This window comes from Citricoccus alkalitolerans (assembly GCF_039528175.1).
Taxonomy (GTDB): domain Bacteria; phylum Actinomycetota; class Actinomycetes; order Actinomycetales; family Micrococcaceae; genus Citricoccus; species Citricoccus alkalitolerans.
Genome location: NZ_BAAALH010000002.1, coordinates 1,856,494 through 1,878,715 on the forward strand (window position 1 = coordinate 1,856,494; position 22,222 = coordinate 1,878,715).

The window sequence follows — 22,222 nt, forward strand, 5'->3', positions numbered from 1 at the left end:
ACATCCGCCCGCACGGCGGGGTGACCACGACCTGGAGCGTAGCGCGCAGGTCAGGAAGGGGTGAGCAAGAGGCTAAGAAGAGGCCACGTAGGCGTCAGGCACCCGGGGTCGGGACGAAGCCGACCGGACGCGGGGTCTCGGTGCCGATCTCTACGTAGCCGATGATGGCCGCCGGAACCAGAACCAGGCGGCCCTTGGTGTCCTTCAGGCGCAGAGTGCCGCCATCGGACAACGCATCAGACACCAGGCGGGCGACGTCCTCGTTGGTGGCGTCCGACTCGATGACGACTTCGCGGGCCACGTTCTGAACACCAATGCGGATTTCCATGCCTGTCTCCTTCTGGTCACGGGGGGCCGGGGCCCACGGGGTTCCGTGGTCCGGCGGATACTGGTCCGACAGCAGACTAGGGGATCTCCGGTCGCCGCGCGGTGGGGCCGAGCCGACTTCGGCCACGGGCGTAACGGTCCGTGACCTGTCCGCTCGTGACCCGTCCACCAGTGGGCTCTCAGCGTTCCTTGGGGAAACGGCTGATGCCGCGCCAGGCAAGGCGGAAGGCCAGGTCGGCCGCCGTTTCCAGGTCCGGCCGCGAATCGTTGCCGGACTGTCCGGCCCAGTGCCGGGCGGAGGATTTCACGAGTCCGGCCAGACCGTGGCCCAGGAGCAGCGCCTCCTCGCGGGAGAGGGTGGTGTCGGCGGCGATGACCTCGGCGATGTCTGCGGCGAACCGGTGGTCCAGGCCCTCCATCCGCAGGGCGACATCCGGATCGTTGTTCAGCCCGGAGTCGAACAGCAGGCGGTAGGCCCGATCCGGGCTGTCCACGAACTGGAAATAGGCGTGGATCGTGGCCTGCACGCGGGACTTGTTGTCCGTCGTCGATTCCAACGCCGCGGTGATGGCTGACCCCAGCAGGTCGACCTGGGTGTCCATGAGGTCGAGGAAGAGTTCGTGCTTGCCGGGGAAGTGCTGGTACAGCACCGGCTTGGAGACGGCTGCGGCCACGGCGATATCGTCCATCGAGGTCGCGTGGAACCCATGGTCGACGAAGACCTGCCGGGCGGCATCGAGCAACTGCTTGCGGCGCTCCTCGCGGGGCAACCTCGACTGGCGCACGGGGGAGGTGCTCACGGTGATGCCTTTCTGGAATGACTCGTCAGGTGCAGACGGTGCAGGCCAGTCTACCGGCCGGTAGCCCCATCAGGCGATGCGGGCTGCTTCGGAGGCTGGCTCCAATGGTCCGGAGGTCGGCTTCGCCGCTCCGGCAGTGACCTCCGGTATGACGTCGGCAGGGCAGGACTCGAGGCCGGCCCGGGGCACGGGTGCGGAGACCTCCAATCCGAACAGGACGTTCAGGGCGTTCTCGTACTCCTCGAGACGGCCCTCGGCTGCCATTTCCTTGGCCCGGACGGTGGGCTCGTGGAGCATCTGGCGAACCATGCGGCGCAGTGCGAACTCCACCTCCTCGGCGGCGGCGGTGCAGCCGTGCCTGCCGCGGACCCGCTCCATCTCGGACTCCAGCACCTGCTGGGTGTGCTTGCGCAGGGCGACGATGGCCTCGTTGGCACTGCGGGACTTGCGCTCCTGCACATATCCGGCCACCGCGCCGTCGACCAGACGGGAGGCCTCCACGAGCGATTCCTGCTGCCCCTCCGGGGCGGCCATCTTCACCGATTCCAGGGTGATCAGGTCCACGCCGGGCAGGTCGGCGATGGCCGGGTCGAAGTCGTGGCTGAGGGCCAGGTCCAGCACCGTCAACCGGGTCTCCACACCCTCGCGGAGTCGACGCAGGGTCTCCGCCTCCAGCCGCCGGTCACCACCGGAGCAGCCGATCAGGACGTCGGCCTCGGCGATCGCTCCGTGGATCTTCTCGCCGCCGAGGGCCATGGCCCAACCGCCGCGGTCGGCCACGAAGGCCTCCGCACGGCCGGAGGCGGAGTGCACGCCCACGTGGGCGGCGCCGCGATCGGCCAGCTGGGCCAGGGTGGTGCCGGCGTAGGATCCGGTGCCGATCACCAGGATGTTGGCCTGCTCCCAGAAGGCGCGGGTCTCGGCGTCGGAGACCCCCGCATGCAGGTCTGCCGTCAGGTCAAGTGCCACGGAGACGATGGAGCGGCCCGCCGATCCCAGCGCGGTCCGCGTGCCGACGTCCTTGGCGGTGCGGGTGGCCGATTCGAAGAGCTTGACCAGGGTGCCGGTAGCGGTCCCCGACTCCTGCGCGGTGCCCAGGGCGCGGCGCACCTGTCCGGCGATCTCGCGTTCACCCACCACGGCGGACTTCAGGCCCGAGCCCACCTCGAACAGGTGGCGTACGGCGGAGTCACCGGTGAGGACCTTGAAGGAGGACTCGACCGTGGACGGAGCCAGGCCGGACCCACGGGTCACGGCCTGCAGCAGCTCGGCGCGGGCCTGCTCGACCGACCGGTCGTCCGGGGCCTCGGCGTAAATCTCCACCCGGTTGCAGGTGGCCAGCACGACCGCACCGCTGACGGCGGATTCGGGGATGACAGAAGCGACCTCGCCGGTGCCGTTGCTCAGCTGCGCCACCGTGTCGAGGTCAAGGTCGGTGTGCGAGGCAACCAGGGAAAACAAAGCCACAATGCACCGATTCTAATCCCTCCGAACATGCGGGTCTAAGAAGGGCACCCTGTGTTGACCGCCACCGCGCCGTCGCTGTCCAGTCGCGCGCTGTTCATTCGCACCATCCGCGATTCACCACTGCAGAAGGAAAATGGGACAATGTAGGTCATGTCCGAACCCCTGACCGGCACTCCCTTGCCTGCCGACTTGCCTGCCGACCACCCGCTGGCCACCACCGACCCGGCCCGATCCACCGCCGGATCCCCTCTGGTCACCGCCTTCCGCGGTGGCACCCCGTCCCGCACCCCGGTGTGGTTCATGCGGCAGGCCGGCCGATCACTGCCGGAATACCGGGAGGTGCGCCAGGGCATCGGCATGCTCGAGTCCTGCCTGAAGCCGGAGCTGGCCTCCGAGATCACCCTGCAGCCCGTGCGCCGGCATGACGTCGATGCCGCCATCTTCTTCTCTGACATCGTCGTCCCGCTCCGCCTGGCCGGCGTCGATGTGGACATCGTCCCCGGGACCGGCCCCGTGCTCGGTCAGGCGGTGCGCACCGCCGCCGATGTGGCGGCCCTGCCCGAATTGACGGACGAGTCCCTCGAACCGATCCGGGAGGCCGTGCGCCTGACGGTGGCCGAGCTGGGCAGCACCCCGCTGATCGGCTTCGCCGGCGCACCGTTCACCGTGGCCGCCTACATGGTGGAGGGCGGCCCATCCCGCGACCACCTCGGTCCGCGCACCATGATGCACGCGGATCCCGAGACCTGGAACGCCCTGGCCACGTGGGCCGCCAACACTGCCGGCGCCTTCCTCCGTGCGCAGATCGAGGCCGGGGCCTCCGCCGGCCAGCTCTTCGACTCCTGGGCAGGATCCCTGTCCCTGGCCGACTACGAGCAGTACGTCCAGCCGCACTCGGCCCATGCCTTCTCCCACGTCCGCGACCTGGTGGACGGGAGCGGCCAGCCGGTGCCGCTCGTGCACTTCGGGACCGGCACCTCCGAGATCCTCCCGGCCATGCGCGACGCCGGAGCCTCCGTCATGGGCGTCGACTACCGGCTGCCGCTCGGCGAGGCACACCGCCGCCTGGGTGCCACGCCGGGCCCCGACGGGCGCGGCACCGTCCCGCTGCAGGGCAACATCGACCCGGCCCTGTTGTCCGCCCCCTGGGAGGTGCTCGAAGCCCACGTCCGCGAGGTCGTCGAGGCCGGTCGCGTGGCCCCCGGGCATGTGGTCAACCTCGGCCACGGTGTCCCGCCCACCACTGACCCGACGGTCCTGACCCGGATAGTCGACCTGATCCACTCGATCCAGCCGTGACCTCCGGGCCGGCAGTCACTCCCACGGCCTTCGTGGTCGGTGGGGGAGTGTCCGGGCTGCTCTCAGCCTGGGAACTGGTGCGCGCGGGGTACGAGGTCACCCTGGTGGAGGCCGGCGATTCCCTCGGCGGTTGCGTGGCCCCGCAGACGGTGGTGCTGCCCGAGGGCCGCGAGCTCACCCTCGACGCCGGTGCGGAGTCCTTCGCCGTCCGCACCCCGGCCGTACGCGACCTGGTGGAGGAGCTGGGACTGGGGGCGGCCGTCGTCGCGCCCCACCCGGGCGGTTCGTGGCTGTATCTGCCGCCGTCCGGACCGGGGCAAGATCACCGGGCCGTGCCCGCACCGCGCTTGGGGATCCTGGGGATCCCGGGTGACCTGGATGCCCCCGAGGTCGCCGAGGCGCTCGGCCCCGACGCCCTGGAGCGGGCCCGCCGGGACCTTCATGACTCGCCGGTCGGTTCAGCGGATGCGACGTCTGCCACCCACCCGATGCCCGCGCCGCCGTCACTGGACACCTGGCGCCAGGCCATCGAGGAGGGGGCCCCGGTCACCGTCGGCGCCGTCGTCCGGGACCGCATGGGGGAGGGAGTGTTGCAGACACTGGTGGCGCCCGTCGTCGCCGGCGTGCACTCCGCGGACCCGGACACTCTGGACCTGCGTACCGTCGCGCCGGGCCTGCTGGAGGCCCTGGTCACCGAGGGTTCACTGGCCCGCGCCGTGGCCGCCCGGCGCGCTGCCGCCCCGCCGGGAGCCGTGGTCGCCTCCCTGCGCGGGGGCATGCACACCCTGACCGCTGCGCTCGCCGAGGAGGTGCTCCGTGCGGGTGGCCGCGTGCTGACCGGGACCCGCGCGGTCACGCTGGCGCGCGCCACGGCCGGACACCGCTGGACCGTGGAGCTGACCTCCCGCGCGGGCGGCACTGAGGCCGTCACGGTGGATCGTGTGGTCGTGGCCACGGACGGCCCCCGGGCCTGGGACCTGCTCGCCCCCGTCTCCGGCGGGGCACTGTCCGCCGCGGACCGCCCGCAGGAGGGGGCCGGCGTCGCGCTCGTGACCTTGGTGGTGGACGCGCCCGGACTGGACGCGAACCCCCGGGGGACCGGTCTGCTGGTCTCACCGGCCGTCCCCTCGGAGGTGGTGGGTGCCAAGGCCCTGACTCACGTCAGCGCCAAGTGGGACTGGGCTCGGCAGGAGCTCGGCGGCCACCGCCACGTGTTGCGCCTGTCCTACGGCCGAGTGACCGACGCCCCCGATTCGGCCGCGCCGGGGTACCGCACGCCGGAGGAGGACCTGCGGGCCAGGGCCCTGGCGGATGCCACCGCCCTCACCGGGGTGGACGTGGCCGCGGGGCTGGTCGACTCCTTCGTGGTGCGGTGGAAGTCCGCCCTGCCCGCGGCCACCACGGACCACCGGACCCGGGTGGAGTCGGTGCGCACGTGGCTGGAGGACCAGCCCGGGCTGGACGCGGTCGGGGCGTGGCTGGCCGGGACCGGGCTGGCCGCCATTGTGGCCGATGCCCGCCGGCGGATCGTGCCGTGATGCCTCTGCATGCTCCTTCCACGGGGCCCGCGGGCCGACTGAACCCGCCTGAGGCATCCCGCCGCCGGGAGGGGTAGGCTGGGACCGCTCGTTCTACCGCTTGTAGAAGCCGGCGGTGGGTACGGAACCCAGACCTTAGGTGACACCACAGGAGTTGTGACGATGACCGAGAACCAGCCTCATGGCGACGCAGACGCCGGCACCCAGGGAGTAGACAGCCCGGGTGATGCCGCGAAGGTCGAATGGTTCACCACCTATACCGTCTTCGCGCGGAACGCGGCCGGCAACGGTGCCGGAGGCCATACCGAGACCGAGCGGAAGCGGGCTGTGGAGCAGTTCGACGCGGTCGTCGCCGGGCTTGCCGAGAAGGGCGTTACCGTCCGCGGCACCTATGACGTCTCCGGCATGCGCGCCGACGCCGACCTGATGGTCTGGATGTACGGCCACGTGGCCGAGGACCTGCAGGCCGCCATCCGCACCCTGCGCCGCACCGAGCTGCTGGCCGGCACCACCATCGTGCTGTCCGCCATGGGCTCGGACCGGATGGCCGAGTTCGCTAAGGACCACATTCCGGCCTTCGCCATGGGACGCAAGCCGCTGAAGTGGCTGTGCTTCTACCCCTTCGTCCGCTCCTACGACTGGTACCTGCTGGAGCCGGCCGAGCGTGGCCGGATGCTCAAGGACCACGGCATGCTGGGCCGCGAGTTCCCGATGGTCTGGGCCAACACCACCAGCGCCTTCGCCCTCAACGACTGGGAGTGGCTGCTGGGCCTCGAGGCCCCGGAGCTGAACAATCTCGTGGACATGATGCGCCACCTGCGCAACAACGAGACCCGCCTGCATGTGCGCGAAGAGGTGCCTTTCTACACGGGTCGCCACATCACCACCAGCGAGATCGCGGAGGTCCTGGCCTGATGACGGACACCGCCAAGCACGCGGCAGGGAACCAGCCCTTCGACCCCCTGGCCGGCGTGGATGAGCATGGCACCATGGCCGCGAAGGAGTACGACTCCATCCTGCTGGCCTCCTTTGGCGGGCCCGAGGGGCAGGATGATGTGATCCCGTTCCTGCGCAACGTCACCGTCGGCCGCGGCATCCCCGACGAACGTCTTGAGGAGGTGGCCACCCACTACCGGGCCAACGGCGGCATCAGCCCGATCAACGAGCAGAACCGGGCCCTGCTGAACGCCCTGCAGACGGAGCTGGCCGCCCGCGGGATCGATCTGCCGGTCTACTGGGGCAACCGCAACTGGGCGCCCTACATCCCCCAGACCCTCGAGCAGATCTACGCCGACGGGCACCGGAAGATGCTGACCGTGGCCACCTCGGCCTACTCCTGCTATTCCTCCTGCCGCCAGTACCGCGAGGACTTGGGGCTGGCCCTGCGGTCCACCGGCCTGGAGGGCAAGCTCGAGGCGGACAAGATCCGCCAGTACTTCAACCATCCCGGCTTCGTGGCCCCCTTCGCCGAGGGGCTGAGTGCCGGGCTGGCCGAGATCCGCGCCGAGCTGGCGGCCGCCGGCCGAGCAGACGGCCGGCTGCACATCTTCTTCGCCACGCACTCCATCCCGACTTCGGATGCCGAGGCCGCCGGGCCCCGCCCCGTGGCTGCGGAACTGCAGGAGAAGACCGGGCTGGCGCCGGGCGAGGGCAACGGTGCCGACGTCTACTCGGCCCAGCACCTGGACGTGGCCGAGGAGATCCTGCGGCGCGTCCCGGAGGCCGCCGACATCGAGTGGTCACTGGTCTACCAGTCCCGCTCCGGTGCCCCGCACGTGCCCTGGCTCGAGCCGGACATCAATGACGCGATCGAGGAACTGGCGGCCGCACCCGCCGGCGAGGATGAGAACGAACGCGAAGGCGAACGTGAGGGCGAACGCGAGAACCACGGCGAAGGGTCCGACGCCGGCCCGCTCGCCGGGGTGCTCGTGGTGCCGCTGGGCTTCGTGTCCGACCACATGGAAGTGGTGTGGGACCTGGACACCGAGGCCAAGGAGACCGCCGAGAACCTCGGCCTGGCCTTCCGCCGCACTCCGACACCCGGGACGCATCCGGCCTTCGTATCGGGCCTCGTCGACATCGTCGAGGAGCGCCTGGGCCGGCGAGAGGGCCGGGCCGCCGTGGGCTGCTTCGGCGCTTGGAATGACGTGTGTGCGCCCAACTGCTGCGTCAAGGTCATGCGGGACGGCACGGTCCGCCCCACGGTGGCGGCCTTCGATTCCGAGGTGGGTGTTCCGACCCGATGACCGGTACCTTCACGATCGGCACCCGCGGGTCCCGACTGGCCCGCACCCAGACGACCACGGTGGCGGAGGCTCTGGCCGGACTGTCCGGGCTCGACGCCGAACTGGAGATCATCCGGACCGAGGGGGATGTGACCACGGGCTCCCTGGCCTCGCTCGGGGGCACCGGGATCTTCGCCTCGGCCCTGCGGGCCGCGGTGCTGGATGCCAGGGTCGACCTCGCGGTGCACTCCCTCAAGGACCTGCCGTCCGTCCAGCCGAAGGGCCTGGTCATCGCGTCCATCCCGAAGCGGGTGGACGTCCGTGACGCCCTGTGTGCCCGGGACGGTCTGCGGCTGTCCGAGCTGCCGCAGGGCGCGAAGGTCGGCACAGGCTCGCCCCGGCGGGTCGCCCAGCTCAAGGCCGTGCGCCCGGACCTGGACGTCGTGGACATCCGCGGCAATGTGCAGACCCGACTCGCACGGGTTCCGGGGCTGGAGCAGCACGATGATCACGCCCCCGCTGCCGCCGGTTCACCGCGCGGCGACCTGGACGCCGTGATCCTGGCCTGCGCCGGACTCGACCGGATCGGCTTCGACTGGGCCATCACCGAACGCCTCGCGCCGACCGTCATGATGCCGGCCCCGGGGCAGGGCGCCCTGGCCGTGGAGTGCCGCCCGGAGACGGCGGTGACCGGCACCGGGTCCACCCATCCGGTGGCGCAGGCCCTGGCCGGGTACGACGACGCCGTCACCCGATTGCAGGTCACCGCCGAGCGGGCCCTGCTGGAGCGGCTCGAGGCCGGCTGTGCGGCACCGATCGGCGCCCTGGCCCGGGTGGAGAAGGACCCGGCCCGGCTGGTGATGGACGCCGTGGTGGCCGCGACCGACGGCAGCCGCCTGCTGCGTGAGCACGCCTCCGTGGACCTGCCTGCCGTCCGAGTCCGCCGGGAGGACGGCTCCGCCGACTCCGAGACGCTCGGCCTGGCGCGCCAGCTCGGCATCGACGTGGCGGAGGCCATGCTGGCCGGCGGCGCAGACCTGCTGCCCGCCCCGCAGTGACCTCCTGATGTCCGTGGCTGCCGGCCGTCCCGTGATCCTGACCCGCCAACCGGCCCAGGCCGGGGCGGTCGAAGCCGGTCTGGCCGAGGCCGGCTATCGGATCGCCTTCCTGCCTCTGACCGACTTCGCCTTGCCGGAGGACCTGGCGGGGCTCCGTGGCATCGTGCGGCAGGTGGCACCGGCGGGACAGGGGGTGGACCCGACCCCCGCGTGGCTGGTCCTCACCAGCCCGAACACCGTGCGCGCCCTGCTCCACGCCGGCTGGGACGGCCGGGTGACCGCCGGCCTCCGGGTGGCCGTCACCGGCCCCGGGACCGCCCGCGTGCTCGCCGCGGCCGGCTGCACCGAGATTCCCTGGATGCCGGAGGGCGACGCCTCCGCCGCCGGGATCCTCGCGCAGTTCCCGCCACCGGGTGACACGCCCAACCGAGTCGTGCTGTTGCCGCAGTCCGCCCTCGCCACGGACGAGGTGGCCGAGGGCCTGACCGAACGCTGCTGGGAGGTCCACCACGTGCAGGCCTACCGCACCGTTCCCTACCCGGCGACCCCGGGGCGGCGCCTGCTGGACGGGCTGCCGCAGGAGGTGGAGAGCGCGGAGACCGTGTCCGTGGACGAGCTGTCCGGAGCCGACGTGGTGCTGACGAGCCCGAGCGCGGTGCGTGAGCTCGTCCGTCGCCGCGGCACCGCCGTTCCGGCCGGAACCCGCTTCATCGCCCTCGGCCATCCCACGGCCCGGGCTGCCGCCGCGGCGTCCCTAGACCTGGCCGCCACCACACCGAGCCCGGACGCATTCGGGGTCCTGGCCGCTTTGGGCCTCGCTCATCGCGACTAGCGAACGGGCTCTTCCAGACCTGCTGCCGTCCGCTCCGCCGGCCGGGGTCTGTGCTTATTGGAACGCCTTCTTCGGGACGAACAACAGCAGGACCGCGGCCGCGAAGGCGGTGGCTGAGCAGACGATCCAGACGGTGAGGTAGCCGGAGAACGAACCGGCCGTGCCGACGTCGGCAGAAACCGCGATCTCCGGAAGGGCCTCCGGACCCGGAATCCCCGCCGCGGCGGTGGTGGCCAGCGCCAGCCCGAAGATGCAGGACGCCACCGCGCCGCCCACGGTCTTGACCGAGTTGGTCAGTCCCGTGGCCACGCCGGTCTGCTCCCGCGGGGCGGCCGCGGCGGCCGCCGCCGGCAGGGACGCCACCAGGGCGCCGGAACCGAGGCCCACCACCACCATGTTCGCCACCACCTGCCCGATCTGGTCATGGAACGGCAGGAACAGGCCGAAACCGACCGCCACGCACAGGGTCGCGAACAACAGGGCCAACCGCGGGCTCGTCCACCGCGAGGCCACCGGCAGCAGGCCGGCCCCGGCCACCATGGCGATGAGGTAGGTGCCGATGATGAGGGAGGTCTGAAAACCCGTAGTCCCCAGCCCGTAGCCGTAGATCTCGGGGTCGGTCCGGGCGAACGTGGACAGCGGGGCCTGGGCACCGAGGACCGAGACCCCGAACAGGCCCGCGGTGGCGAAGACCGGCCACAGCGCGGGGTCGGTGAACATGCGGATGTCGATCAGGGGATCGGGATGCTCCCGCTCGACCCGGACGAACCGCACCAGCGCGAGTGCACCGGCCACGAGCATCAGCACCGAGAGCCAGAACCCGGGCCGGTCCGGTGCGAGGCCGGCACCCCGCAGCACGAACAGCGACCCCATGATCAGCACCAGGGCCACCGTGATCCAGAACAACCCGGCCGTATCGAAATCCCGGCGGCGGAAGTTCGCCAGCGAGGCCCCCGGCGTCTCCTCGACCCCGGGGATGATGGCCACCAGGCACAGTCCGACCACGACGGCCGGGACCGCCAGCACGGCCTGGACGTCCATGGTGTCCACCAGGGCGCCGGCGGTCAGGGCCCCCGCGATGGCCCCGACCTCCAGGGCACCGACCAGCACGGCGGCGGCCCGCCGCGTCAACGCCGCCGGCCCCGGTCCTTCCGCTGCCGCAGCGGCGTCCTCTCGTGCCGCGGTCCGCACGTAGATCAGGGCGATCTCCAACGGCAACCACACCACATAGAACCCCTGGAAGGCCCACGCGACCAGGAACACCCAGAACACGGGTGCCACCACGAGAGCGATCGATGCGGCCAGGGTCACGGCGGTGGACCAGATCAGCACCTTCCGGTGGCCCACCTGGTCTCCGAGCTTGGAGAGCATCGGCACCACGAGGGCGGAGAGCATCAGCTGGGAGCCCTCCAGCCAGTTCACATCCGCGTCGTTCACCCCGAGGTGCCGGGCGATGTCCGTCAGCAGGGGCGCGTAGTAGCCCTGCAGCACCCCGGAGGTGAACTCGACGAAGGCGAGGAACCCCACGATGGAGGCCAGCCCGCCGAAGAGCAGCGCGCCACCCTGCCGGCGCCGCCGGAGGGCCGCCTTCACCCTTGGTCACCCGGTGCCGTCACGGCGGAGTCGGGGAAGCGGCCGCCTCGGCCGGTGATGAGATCGCGGTGGAAGCGCTCACCCCGCTCCAGCGAGGCCACGGACACCCACTCGTTCTCCCCATGGATGGAGGCCCTTTGAGCGTCATCCATCCACAGTGGGGCGAACCGGTAGACGTGGCGGCACCAGGCGTGGAAATGCCGGGAGTCGGTGGCGGCCATCAACAGGTAGGGCACGGTCGTCGCATCCGGCCACGAGGTCCCGACGGCGGCCTCCAAGGCCGCGAACCGGTCACCCTCCGCAGGGGATTCGCCGGAGGGGTCCTGGCCGTGGAGGAGCTCGACCTGCACTCCGGGGTCGGCGATGCGGTGGACAATGCCGTCCCGGACCCCGGCCACGGTCTCCCCGGGCACGATCCGGCAGTCCAGGACGGCACTGGCCGTGGAGGGCAGCACGTTGTTCGCTGTCCCGGCCTCCAACCTCGTCTGGGCCACGGTGGTGCGCACCATGGCGGCTGCCTCGCCGCCCATCGCGCCCAGGGCCCGGGCCGCCACGGTCCCGGAACGGAGAGCCCACGGCAGGGCGCGGCCCGCTGCCCCGGAGGCGAGAGGGGCGAGGGCACCGAGCATGGCCGACGTCGTGCCGTTCAGCCGCGCCGGGAAAGGCTGCCGCTCCAGCCGGCGCAGGGCCCGGGCCAGGCGTGGGATGGGAGATCCGGAGGGCGGGGAGGAGGCGTGGCCGCCGGCGCCGGAGACGGTGAGCCTCAACTGGGCCTGACCCTTCTCGGCGACGCCCACCATGGCGCACGTGCCCTGGACGAAGGACAGCGGGGCGGGGACCACCGCACCGCCCTCGTCGAGGACGAGCCACGGTTCGGCGTCCCGGCCCAGTTCCTTTCGCAAGCGCTCGCGAAGCAGGCCCGAGATGGCCGCCGCATTGCGTCCCCCGACCTCCTCGTCGCCGCCGAAGACCAGCCAGACATCGTGATCCGGAGTGAATCCTGAGGCCAGGAGGTTCTCCACCGCCTCCAGGACGGCCACGAGCGGGCCCTTGTCATCGAGGGCGCCGCGGCCTGTCACCGCCGGTTCGCCGGACGCGAGGTGCTCCGTCCCGGCGAACGGGTCCGTGTCCCAACCGGCAGCCGTCCACGCGGCCTGGTCTTCGAGCGCGGGGACGACGTCCCAATGGGCCATGAGGACCAGGGGGTCCGTGGCGCGCGCACCTCGCCAGCGGAACAACAGACCGGTGGAATCCACGATCTCGTTCTCCAGCCGCTGATGGACGAGCGGGTAGAGCCGGGCCAAGAGCTCCGGGAACGCCTCGAAATCCGCGTCGACGGCGGGCTGCTCCGGCTCGCCATGCAGGGCGGAGACGGTGCGGAGACGGATCAGCTCGGCCAGGCGGCGTTCAGCGCCGGGTCGTGGTGTGACGCAAGTTACAGTCATGACCCCGAGGGTAGACTAGATTACCGGCCGGTAATCGGCCCGGGGCGGTCACATCCGGTTCCTGCCCTGCTTGAGGCGGACCTGCATGCGGGAATCGACCGTGCGGTGTTCCAGGTAAGGCTGTTCGGAGACCAGGGTGCTCAGCTTTTGGTGTCCGAAGTCTCGGGGGTCGAAATCAACGTGGGTGCGGCTCAGGTGCTGGCCGACGCGGCTCAAGGAGGCCCAACCGTCGTCGCCGCTGGTGGCGTTAAGGGCCTTGGCCAAGGCACTCTCCAGGTTGATCCGCGCGCGGTCTTCGTCCAGTGCATCAGGTGCGTCGGGTGTGTCGACGACGACAGGAACGTCGGCCGTTCCATCGGCGGCATCGGTGTCGTTGTCGTTCGCGGCACCACCCCGGCGGCCCCGGCGAGTGGCCCGCCGGGACGGAGCGGTGTCCTCCTCCCGGGCGCCCCCGAGCAGCTCCAGGTAGATGAACTGGTCCACCGCGTTGCGCAGGGACTCCGGGGTCTTGCGCTCGCCGAGACCGATGACGCGCTTGCCGGACTCACGTAACCGGGTGGCGAGACGGGTGAAGTCCGAGTCCGAAGAGACGATCGCGAAGGCCTCCACGTTGCCCATCCAGAGCAGGTCCATGGCGTCGATGATCAGGGCCGAGTCCGTGGAGTTCTTCCCGACGGTGTAGGAGAACTGCTGGGTAGGCTGGATGGCCAGGCGGTTCAGCTCGTTCTTCCAGCCGCTGAGCTGGTTGGTGGTCCAGTCCCCGTAGGCCCGCTTGATGGTCGGGGTGCCGTAGGTGGCGAGTTCCTCCAGCACCGCGCCGGCGTGGGTGGGGGAGACGTTGTCACAGTCGATCAGCACGGCGATGCGGGTGGTGGCGCTGGAAATTTCGGTCATGGGGTCACCGTACCGGGATCCTCGGTGCCGGTCGGGCGAGCGCACCTGTCCTAGGAATCGTTCTGGCGGGTTGGACTCTGTCTCGGATGCCGTGCGCTCACCGGACACTGCACTGGACGGGTCAACCGGGACGCTCCGCAAGGCTCGTTGCTGTTACTCCAAGTGAGCGGAGGGTGTGTCCGGTAGGGGTTCCCCTCACGGGACGTGCGAAAGCATGCCGTTGAGGGAACGTTCTCCGCTACAGACCGGACCAACCAGCCCTGATCGGACTCCTGTCCAGTAGCCCGCCCCATGCTGGACGCCGACGCCCTTCTACTCGAGCCGTAGGCTCGGCCCGTGTGGTGGGAGCGTAGGAAAGATTGGACCAAGCGCGTGTCCAGCGTGCGTGCACTTGAGGCGGCTGCGGAACCAGAGCAGGGTTACGGCTCCAGTTGGGATGCCATCCTGGCTGGCCATCGAGAATTTGTAGGGCGAGTCCTCAGCGGCCCGAGGCAAGGTCATGAGGCGCTCATCGTTGTTTATGGGTCGACTCCTGGTCGCCGAGGACCTTGCCCCGACGACTTCGTCCTCTCCGTCGATTCCTGAATCGTCGACCCAACCACTGCCGGAAAAGTGGAGGGTTATCCTTCCTTCGGTCCCGACGAACTCGACGAGCTCTACGATCAGCTCACGGACGCCCCCATCCAGTGAGTGGTATCCGCCTGCCAAAGCCCTGTCCTGCGTCGGGTTGCTCTTCGGCGGATAGGGACTGAAAGAGGATCTCGCAAATCCGCCCCGCCGGCTCTGGATCTAGGACTTTGCTGCCCCACGGCTCGCTGCCCTGGCGCTCCGCGACGGCGCGCCCGATGTTTCAGTAAAGCTCGCCACTCGCGTGTTCACTGCGCGCTATGCCCGGTGCTGGGCCTCACCCACGAGGCCCTTCAGCTCCGCCAGGGTCGCGGCGTAGGCGCCCGGGAGGTCCGGCTCCGATGAGGTCCTCTCTCCACCATAGGGGCGGCCAACGGTTCAATCGTCCAAGAGTCGGCTGGACGATTGGGTCCGTCGGGGCGGCTGGAAAATGCCGTGGGCGCGACAACGACAGCGGTCGTGTGCGTCCTGACTCGTGCCACTTTTAGTGCCCTGCGTGGGCGTTGATCTTGTCGATGACTTCCTGGGTGTCGGCGTCGATGGCCGGGGCCGCGGTGAGTTCGTGGCCGTTGATGTCGATGGTGACCGTCCGCAGGGGCTTGAGGGTCTGGACGAGCTTCTTGATGCTGATTCCGGCGGCCTTTTGGAGGTGGCGGGCCACGGCCAGGGCTGCGAACACCACGGTCAGGTGGGCCTCGATGGAGTCCCGTTGGTGGTGGAACATGGGTCTCGCCCGGATGTCGGACTTGGCCATGCGGAAGGACTTCTCGACCTGCCACAGGGAGTGGTAAGCGGCCACCACGGCGGGCCCGTCCAGTACCTCGGGACTGATATTCGACACGTAGCCTTTCAGACCCAGCAGCTGGCGGGCGCGTTCGACCAGGGCCCAGTCCACGCCGGGTTTCTTGCCGGCGAGCTTGACGAACCGGTCCCGCTTGAGAGGCCGTGTGCCGTTGGCGACCTTCTCTGCTTTCTCGATCTGCTTGTTCAGCGTGTAGTTGTCGCGCTTCTCCCGCTTGAAGGAGTAGTGATAGACCACCCGCCGGTCCCTGGCCTTGGCGCCGGTGCCCATGCTCCGCACCGATTCCAGGGTCTGCCCGTCTTTGAAGTGGTTCCCGTGCCGTTCGAAGTGCGCCGCGAGGTCGTAGGGAGCCTTGGTGATCCTGGAGCCCACGATGAAGCTGAATCCGGCGTCCTCTAGGGCGTTGAGGTTCGCCGCGGAGAGCATCCCGGCGTCGGCCACCACGACCAGGTCCCGGGTTTGGTGGCGGTCTTGGAACGAGCGGAGTACCGGGATGAGGGTGAGCGTCTCAGCCTTGTTCCCCTCGAAGCAGTGGATCTCCAACGGGAAGCCTGAAGAGTCCACGAGCAGCCCGACCACGATCTGTGGGTCGACGCGTCGCTCCTTGCTCATGCCCACGTTGCGCAGCTCGTCCTCGTCGGTGGCCTCGAAATACAGGGTGGTCACGTCATAAAGAACGACCGAGAGCCCAGTGGTCCCTGCATTGGCCGCGGCGAATGCGTAGGCGGCCCGGCAGAAGCCGTCCCGCCAGTCCTGCTCAATGCAGGTGGCCAGGGTCCGCCAGATCGTGCGCAGCGACGGCGGCTGAGCCCCGATCTCCTCGAGCACGCGGACGGTGTCGGCCTTCGAGGTTGGCTCCACCAACCGGGCCAGCACCAGGGCCTTGAAGGTCTCGTTGCCGATATCCTCAAATCCGATCCGGCTGTAGGCCTGCTCCAGGACGTCCCAGAGCAACCGAGACGAACTGCCCGTGACGACCGGCCCGGCCAGCGCCGTCGACGGGGCTGGCTTGTCCGTGGGAACGGGGATCTGCAGGTCCAGCTGTTGCTGGTCGCCGGCGATACGGTCCTTGGCGACCTGGACCAGGGCGGCCACCTCAGCCTCGGTGTGGGCGGAGCCGAGGTGCTCGATAATCGTGCGGACGCCGCGGCGCTTCTCGGCGATCTGCACTGCCGTCGCCCCGGAGGCAGTCTTCACCTTCCGCACGAACAGGCCCATCCCAGCAGTCTAGAAGCACCCGATTAGTGTCCGATCCAGCCGACCAAACCCCCGGAAAATCAACGATCCAAGGCCATGAAGCTTCAAATCAGCCCAAAGTGGCACGAGTCAGGATTGGGTCCGTCGGGGCGGCTGGAAAATGCCGTGGGCGCGACAACGACAGCGGTCGTGTGCGTCGTTATCGGCGTTTGCCGGGGATTACGGAAATTTAACCATCCACATGCCTGATGTAACCCGGATCAATGATGTTCGGAGTCCGGGCTCCCTCAACATCGGTCTCGCAATGCTCCCCTAATGAAACCGATAGGTAAAGAGTCATAATAGCGCGTTATATGGGCAATATCCCGGACCTTTTAAGGCGAGATGCTATTTCTGCCGCAAACTTAGGTTCGATACCAGCTGAATACGCATAATGTCCCCACATTGAGCTAATTACTTCTGGTTCAGAGCTATAATTCCGGTCCTTCATATGTGCACTCAGTCCGAACTTCTCTATCCCGTGCAAATGCGCTCGGACCATTTGTTTGTACGACTTCCTTAGCCAGACCTTGTCCTGGCCAACACACAGGCCAAGCATGTTGAATGTCGCCGCATTGAGGACGATCCTCGTCTTACTCCTGTTTAATTTGAAGCCACAGCTTCTTAGCGCCTGCTCAAGTTCGCGATGTATCGCGGCGCCCTCAGCGCGCGTAATCCGTCGTGGCAGTGTCAGGCAGATATCGTCAGCATATCGGGTCACGACTCCGCCCCACCGGCGCCTGATGCGCATTAACTGAAGATCTAAGTCTGAGCAAAGAAGGTTGGCAAGCTTGCCACTTGTCGAAGCTCCTTGTGGCAGTGCGCCCACGTGCTTGGTTCTGTATGTCAAGCCGGGGTCGTCATGCTTGGGAACACTCGACTGCCCGACCGTAGTTAGCAAAGCCATCTCGTACGAGAGCAGTTCGGGATATCCCAAGCGGGAGAATAGATGGAAGACGCCGGTCGCCCTTATCGAGCCGAAGAAGTCAGAAACGTCTACCGACACTAGCGACTTCGCACCTACGTGGAGCTTGGCAGCCTCAAGCGTGCTTCTGCCTGCTTCGAAGGCATAGGAAATCGGGGAAGATGGCCCAGCTGGCAAACAGTTTCGAAAAATGGCTTGCTGAAGAGCCTTCAGAGTCGGTGAGGGTTCGTGCAGGACCCGAATTTTTTGGCGACCGTTTTTGCGGCCTCTTTTGACGATGCTCCTGGTTTTATAGTGCGATCCGGGTTCAAGCAGGATGTTTCGAGCATCCTTGTAGGACACTCTCGCCAGTACACATAGGTGCATCAACGTGTACACAGGTTCAACTCGCGACTGTCGACATGCGTCGTCTACGGAACGAATTTGCTCCAGGAGTGCTGAGGAGCCCCCAGCTGTAAATAGCCCGTCACGATATGCGTGGGGCGAAGTGCTATCTACCATTGATTTCCCTCATGCCGGCGCAATTTTGTTGAAATTGCGTCGGCCATCTATTCAGTAATGAGCTGTTTCAGAAAGCGTCTGAGACGACGGCATGAAGCACCTATGTGCGTGGTCGATCCAGATTAGGATGCAACCACCGAACGTCTTCCAGCTCAGAAACGGAACCACTGCTGCGGCCCGTCCGGCCACTTACATTAAGTGGCGATCTAGATCTCACCTCACCCCACGCAGAGATACAGGATAGTAGGGAAGCTGGTCTGAAGTCGAATATCGATTCATATGATGCCGCGCGGCAGCATAGTCCGCGTAGTTCTTCTGTCTTCCGAAGTCTCTGACGAGCCGTTCACCATCCGGCGTCGGGCAAAAGTCGTCCGTAATCCACCCGAGCCTCATCAGATGCGTCTCGGCCTTCTTGAAAACGTGGTAAGAAACGTGCAATGTCTGAAGCGCCTCCAACCTCCGTCGCCCGGCCACGCTAAGGAGCAATAAGCGCCACGCCACTTCTCCGGACCCGCTGTTCCTCCGAGCCGCTTGAATCAGTCGTTCTTTTCGCATGCTCTCTAAAAACATTGCACTTTCGCGAGCCCTTATTGCCCCTCTGAGATGGCCCCCAGCAACGTACTCAACGATGTCATGCGGTACTTGCTTGTATTGGAACAAAGGTTTGTAGGACTTCATCCCTGAGTTCGTGAAGAGAAAGTCAGGAAGCGTGTTTGGGCAGGACGACCCAAGTAATACGGTGTCTGAGGCTGCTTTCCCGAATCCTAGCCCTGCTGTCTTCTTCTTGTTGTGTGGGTCACCGTACAATCTAAATAATTTGAGTAGCTGTGAGCCTTCTGCAGAGTCTTTCAACTCATGAAAGGAACCAGTGAGGTTTAGAGATGTGATTTCAGGTGCGTTACGCGCGATCTCAGGTAATTGGTCGACCCGTTCTCTGATTGCCGCGAGGCCCGCGTTGGTCGACGTCCAAGATATTAGGTGGATCTTAACTGTGGATTTCTGGAACGGGCCAGCGCTACATGCGTAGCAAACCTCATCGAGAAAATCGATCACTTGCTTTCCAGAACCGATGTTATCCGTGATGAGTATCAAGTCTATGACCGGCCCTTGGTGCGGGAGTGAGCGAAGGGTCTCTGTTGTCAGTAGACGCTTGCTCTGGGACTTGGGAAATGTCCGTCTAGCACGCACATGGGTGTCGCGCACCACCAAGTCAAGATACTTTTCCGACCCAGAATCTTCATCCCGCACGTCTGAGGGAAAGTAATCCCCGTAGAGAGTTCGACGCTCCGGTTTTGCTGCTGTTGAGATAGTACTGTCCAGCCAAGTCCAATGCCGTTCAGCGTCCTGCCTGGAAAAAATTGAGTCGATAATTACTTGAGTCTCGGCGGCGGACACTTTTTCAACTAGGTCCCAGAGTATGCCGCTCAGGTCAGACTTAACATCGTCCGTGGTGACAAACCGAAGACTCGCGAGCGTCAAGGCCGCGAGTTCCCGCTCCGTTTCGCTTCTAAACTGGTCTAGCCATGCGACAACCGATGGGCACTGGATCATGGCCCCAGCTTAGGCAGGCGGATGTGTTATCCAGCGGTGATTCCGTGCGGCGCCGCTCGCGAGTGTTGTCATATCCATTGCATGGTGGTGTCGCTGCGCCGCTTCAAGTTCGTCCCATGAGCATATCCTCTACCGGTGCAGCCTGGAGGTGATGCCGGGGTCTGCCGAGGACATCGGTGGATGCGTCATATTCTCTGCCTTGAAAGGTCCATGTCGCTCTCTGAGTTCCGGACCAGACGACGACGATCCGGTCACAAAGGGGTGTGGCGGGCTCGAACCTAGGCTGGGATCATGGGATTCGACTGGAAGCAACGCCCCACGCGCACGGTGGCCTGGCTGATCGCCATCGCCATGACGTTCAACATCGTGGCCCAGATTCTCATGCTTTCCTCGACGGACCGAGGGCTCCATGGGGTGCACTGAACCCTCCTGGTGGTCAGCATCTTCTTGTGGGGCTATGCGGTGTACCACCTGGTCCGAAAGCGCCCGCCAGAGGAAACAGACCGTCGGTAGCGGAGGTGGGCTGAGGGGCGCGGTCTGGCCCGCTCAAGAACTTGTCCAACCGGCCTCTTACGTGGGCGAGGAATGTGGGCTACGGTGCGGGGAACGCCGCTACCGGACAGCGTCCCGACCATTGTTCAGATATCCCTGAGGAGGGATACCGGTGACTGCACCCCTCGATCTATCCGATCTTTCTTCACTCCCGCTCGATCTGGCCAGGCCGCGATTGGTACAACCGGGGCTGCTGCCCGTGGTGCCGGGACACGAACGGTATTGGGTCCGTCCCGGCGGCGTGACCGCCATGGAACTCGAGAGCGGGGACGAACTCACCGTGGTGGACCGCTTCGGGGCCCAGGCCGCCGAGCTGACCGTGCTGGGCAACGGCGGGGAGGACTTCTCCGCCCTCGGGCTGCGAGCTGATGCGCCGGCGACGGTGCTGGGCTCGCTCACCGAGGGAGCGGCCTTCGACAATGAGCAGGTCGCCCGCGTGGTCACTGCCCTGGCCCTGCGCGGGCTGCGGCCGGATGCCGCCCACGGGGTCCACCTGTTCGGTGGTTGGTCCCCCGCCGGGTCCCGCGAGAGGTTCACGGCGCAACGGGCGGTGACGGCCGTCGTCGGGAACCCCACCTGGGCCATGTCCTTCGAGGAGCAGAACCCGCCCTCAGACCTGATGATCGAGGTCCAGCGGGCGGACCCGCACCGGCCGCGGGAGATCGAGCTGCCCCCGCCGCTGGCCGATCCGGTCCTGGACGTGCGGATCGACCACAGCACGGCGATCGGTTACGAGGTCAAGAAGGGTGACTACATCCAGATCATCGATGTGGCCGGCCGCCAGTGCTCCGACTTTTTGGCCTTCGACGCGCGGGCCCTGCACGAGGGACGCGAGCTGGGGCTGGACGCCAGCACCACCCGGCACATCGTGGGCCAGGCCTACGCCCAGCCCGGGCTGCACGGCAAGTTCTACAACCAGGACATGGACCCGCTGGTCTCGATCATCCGGGACACGGTGGGACGTCATGACGCCTTCACGCCGGCCTGCAACGCCAAGTACTACGAGGACTTCGGCTATCCGGGGCACGTGAACTGCACGGAGAACTTCAACGGCCAGCTCAAGCGATACTCGGTGGCCGCCCGGAAGTCCTGGCCGGCGCTGAACCTCTTCTACAACACGATGTTCGACGAGCACAACATGCTGGTGTTCGACGAACCCTGGTCCCGCCCGGGGGATTACGTGATGATGCAGGCCCAGCAAGACCTGGTCTGCGCCTCCTCCGCCTGCCCCGACGACATCGACCCATCCAACGGCTGGGTCCCCACCGACATCCATCTGCGCGTCTACTCCTCGGAGCGAAAATTCTCCATGGCCATCACCCACCGCACGAATCCCGACTCTGTGCCCAAGCTCACGCGCGAGACCGCCTTCCACGAGCGAACGAGTGCGCTGACGAAACAGTTCACGGAGTACCGAAATTTCTGGCTGCCGACGCACTACGACGGCTACGGGCCCAAGGCCGAGTACTGGGCGTGCCGGGAGAAGGCCGCCGTGATGGACCTGTCTCCTCTGCGCAAGTTCGAGGTGATCGGCCCGGATGCCGAAGCGCTGTTGCAGTTCTGTATGACCCGGAACATCCGCAAGCTCTCCGAGGGGCAGGTGGTCTACACGGCGATCTGCAACGACACCGGCGGCATGATCGACGATGCCACCGTGTTCCGCTGCTCCGACACCAACTTCCGGGTGGTCCCCGGGGAGGACTACACCGGTGAGTGGATGCGTCAGGTGGCCACCGAGCGGGGCCTGGACCGGGTCTGGATCAAGGACTCGACGGACCAGCTGCACAACATCGCCGTGCAGGGCCCGGCCAGCCGGGACATCTTGAAGGGCTTGATCTGGACACCACCGCACCAACCGGACTTCGACTCGGTGACCTGGTTCCGCTTCACGATCGGCCGGATCGGGGACCACCAGGGCACCCCCGTGATCGTGTCCCGCACGGGCTACTCCGGTGAGCTCGGCTATGAGGTGTTCTGCCATCCCAGCCACGCCAACGCCGTATGGGACGCGGTCTGGGAGGCGGGCCAGCCCCACGGACTGACGCCGCTGGGACTCGATGCGCTGGACATGCTCCGGATCGAGTCTGGGCTGGTCTTCGCCGGGCACGACTTCGACGACCAGATCGACCCCTTCGAGGCCGGCATCGGATTCACCGTGCCACTGAAGACCAAGGAGGAGGACTTCTCCGGGCGGGATGCTCTGCTCAAGCGCAAGGAGAACCCACAGCGCGAGATGGTCGGCCTCGAACTGGCGGGCAACGAGCCCGCCGGGCACGGGGACACGGTGCACGTGGGCCGCTTCCAGGTCGGAGTGGTCACCTCCGCCACCCGGTCTCCGATCCTGCGCAAGAACATCGCGCTGTGCCGGATGATGGTGGAACACGCGGAGGTGGGCACCGAAGTGGAGGTCGGCAAGCTGGACGGCCAGCAGAAGCGGATCCCCGCCACCGTGGTGGCCACACCCTTCTACGATCCGAAGAAGGAGAAGCCCCGCTCCTGAGGCCCGGGCCCCTCGCCAGGGGGCCAGGGTCGGCGTAGCGTGGATGGAGA

Annotated in this window: 17 protein-coding genes; 8 read left to right on the plus strand and 9 right to left on the minus strand. The window is 67.2% G+C overall.

Going from position 1 to position 22,222, the window contains the following annotated elements:
* Positions 1-94: 94 nt before the first annotated feature.
* The 3 genes from ABD134_RS14430 to ABD134_RS14440 all read right to left on the minus strand — a co-directional run bounded on the left by ABD134_RS14430 (position 95) and on the right by ABD134_RS14440 (position 2,594).
* Positions 95-328, minus strand: a complete 234-nt coding sequence (locus ABD134_RS14430) for a DUF3107 domain-containing protein (RefSeq protein ID WP_344230578.1) — start codon at positions 326-328, stop codon at positions 95-97.
* A 178-nt stretch (positions 329-506) separates the two neighbouring features.
* On the minus strand, positions 507-1,127 hold the full coding sequence (locus ABD134_RS14435) for a TetR/AcrR family transcriptional regulator (RefSeq protein ID WP_344230579.1): 621 nt from the start codon (positions 1,125-1,127) through the stop codon (positions 507-509).
* A gap of 69 nt (positions 1,128-1,196) precedes the next feature.
* Positions 1,197-2,594, minus strand: coding sequence for a glutamyl-tRNA reductase (locus tag ABD134_RS14440; RefSeq protein ID WP_344230580.1), 1,398 nt, complete (start codon positions 2,592-2,594; stop codon positions 1,197-1,199).
* Between the two features lie 150 nt (positions 2,595-2,744).
* Here ABD134_RS14440 and hemE point away from each other — a divergent pair, with 150 nt between their 5' ends.
* From hemE to ABD134_RS14470, 6 genes are all read left to right on the plus strand, one after another.
* Positions 2,745-3,893, plus strand: a complete 1,149-nt coding sequence (gene hemE / locus ABD134_RS14445) for a uroporphyrinogen decarboxylase (RefSeq protein ID WP_344230581.1) — start codon at positions 2,745-2,747, stop codon at positions 3,891-3,893.
* The gene (locus ABD134_RS14450) at positions 3,890-5,431 is read left to right on the plus strand and encodes a protoporphyrinogen/coproporphyrinogen oxidase (protein WP_344230582.1); all 1,542 of its coding nucleotides are present in this window, start codon (positions 3,890-3,892) and stop codon (positions 5,429-5,431) included. The genes hemE and ABD134_RS14450 overlap by 4 nt, the downstream gene beginning before the upstream one ends.
* Positions 5,432-5,593: 162 nt before the next feature.
* Positions 5,594-6,346, plus strand: coding sequence for a hydrogen peroxide-dependent heme synthase (hemQ, locus tag ABD134_RS14455; RefSeq protein WP_344230584.1), 753 nt, complete (start codon positions 5,594-5,596; stop codon positions 6,344-6,346).
* A complete protein-coding gene (locus tag ABD134_RS14460) occupies positions 6,346-7,677 on the plus strand; it encodes a ferrochelatase (protein WP_378108168.1) in 1,332 nt (443 codons plus the stop codon). The genes hemQ and ABD134_RS14460 overlap by 1 nt, the downstream gene beginning before the upstream one ends.
* Positions 7,674-8,714 (plus strand): hydroxymethylbilane synthase, encoded by a 1,041-nt coding sequence (gene hemC, locus ABD134_RS14465; RefSeq protein ID WP_344230585.1) that lies wholly within the window; start codon positions 7,674-7,676, stop codon positions 8,712-8,714. Before ABD134_RS14460 ends, hemC begins: the two co-directional genes overlap by 4 nt.
* Before the next feature lie 7 nt (positions 8,715-8,721).
* Complete coding sequence (locus ABD134_RS14470) at positions 8,722-9,546, plus strand: uroporphyrinogen-III synthase (protein WP_344230587.1); 825 nt, start codon at positions 8,722-8,724, stop codon at positions 9,544-9,546.
* Positions 9,547-9,600: 54 nt separating this feature from the next.
* Here ABD134_RS14470 and ABD134_RS14475 read toward each other — a convergent pair whose 3' ends face one another.
* From ABD134_RS14475 to ABD134_RS14495, 6 genes are all read right to left on the minus strand, one after another.
* The gene (locus tag ABD134_RS14475; protein WP_344230589.1) at positions 9,601-11,139 is read right to left on the minus strand and encodes an MFS transporter; all 1,539 of its coding nucleotides are present in this window, start codon (positions 11,137-11,139) and stop codon (positions 9,601-9,603) included.
* Positions 11,136-12,584 (minus strand): M20/M25/M40 family metallo-hydrolase, encoded by a 1,449-nt coding sequence (locus ABD134_RS14480; RefSeq protein ID WP_344230591.1) that lies wholly within the window; start codon positions 12,582-12,584, stop codon positions 11,136-11,138. The genes ABD134_RS14475 and ABD134_RS14480 overlap by 4 nt, the downstream gene beginning before the upstream one ends.
* Positions 12,585-12,632: 48 nt before the next feature.
* On the minus strand, positions 12,633-13,478 hold the full coding sequence (locus tag ABD134_RS14485; protein WP_344230592.1) for an NYN domain-containing protein: 846 nt from the start codon (positions 13,476-13,478) through the stop codon (positions 12,633-12,635).
* 1,111 nt (positions 13,479-14,589) lie between these two features.
* Positions 14,590-16,125: an IS1634 family transposase gene (locus tag ABD134_RS14490; protein ID WP_344230594.1), complete on the minus strand. Its 1,536-nt coding sequence runs from the start codon at positions 16,123-16,125 to the stop codon at positions 14,590-14,592.
* Positions 16,126-16,453: 328 nt separating this feature from the next.
* A complete protein-coding gene (locus tag ABD134_RS15535; protein ID WP_425549743.1) occupies positions 16,454-17,569 on the minus strand; it encodes a reverse transcriptase family protein in 1,116 nt (371 codons plus the stop codon).
* 213 nt (positions 17,570-17,782) lie between these two features.
* Complete coding sequence (locus tag ABD134_RS14495) at positions 17,783-19,120, minus strand: phosphoribosyltransferase-like protein (protein WP_344230596.1); 1,338 nt, start codon at positions 19,118-19,120, stop codon at positions 17,783-17,785.
* Between the two features lie 291 nt (positions 19,121-19,411).
* Here ABD134_RS14495 and ABD134_RS14500 point away from each other — a divergent pair, with 291 nt between their 5' ends.
* Together ABD134_RS14500 and ABD134_RS14505 are read left to right on the plus strand one after the other, a co-directional pair.
* Complete coding sequence (locus ABD134_RS14500) at positions 19,412-19,543, plus strand: hypothetical protein (RefSeq protein WP_344230598.1); 132 nt, start codon at positions 19,412-19,414, stop codon at positions 19,541-19,543.
* 241 nt (positions 19,544-19,784) lie between these two features.
* On the plus strand, positions 19,785-22,172 hold the full coding sequence (locus ABD134_RS14505; RefSeq protein ID WP_344230600.1) for a trimethylamine N-oxide demethylase: 2,388 nt from the start codon (positions 19,785-19,787) through the stop codon (positions 22,170-22,172).
* Positions 22,173-22,222: the final 50 nt, after the last annotated feature.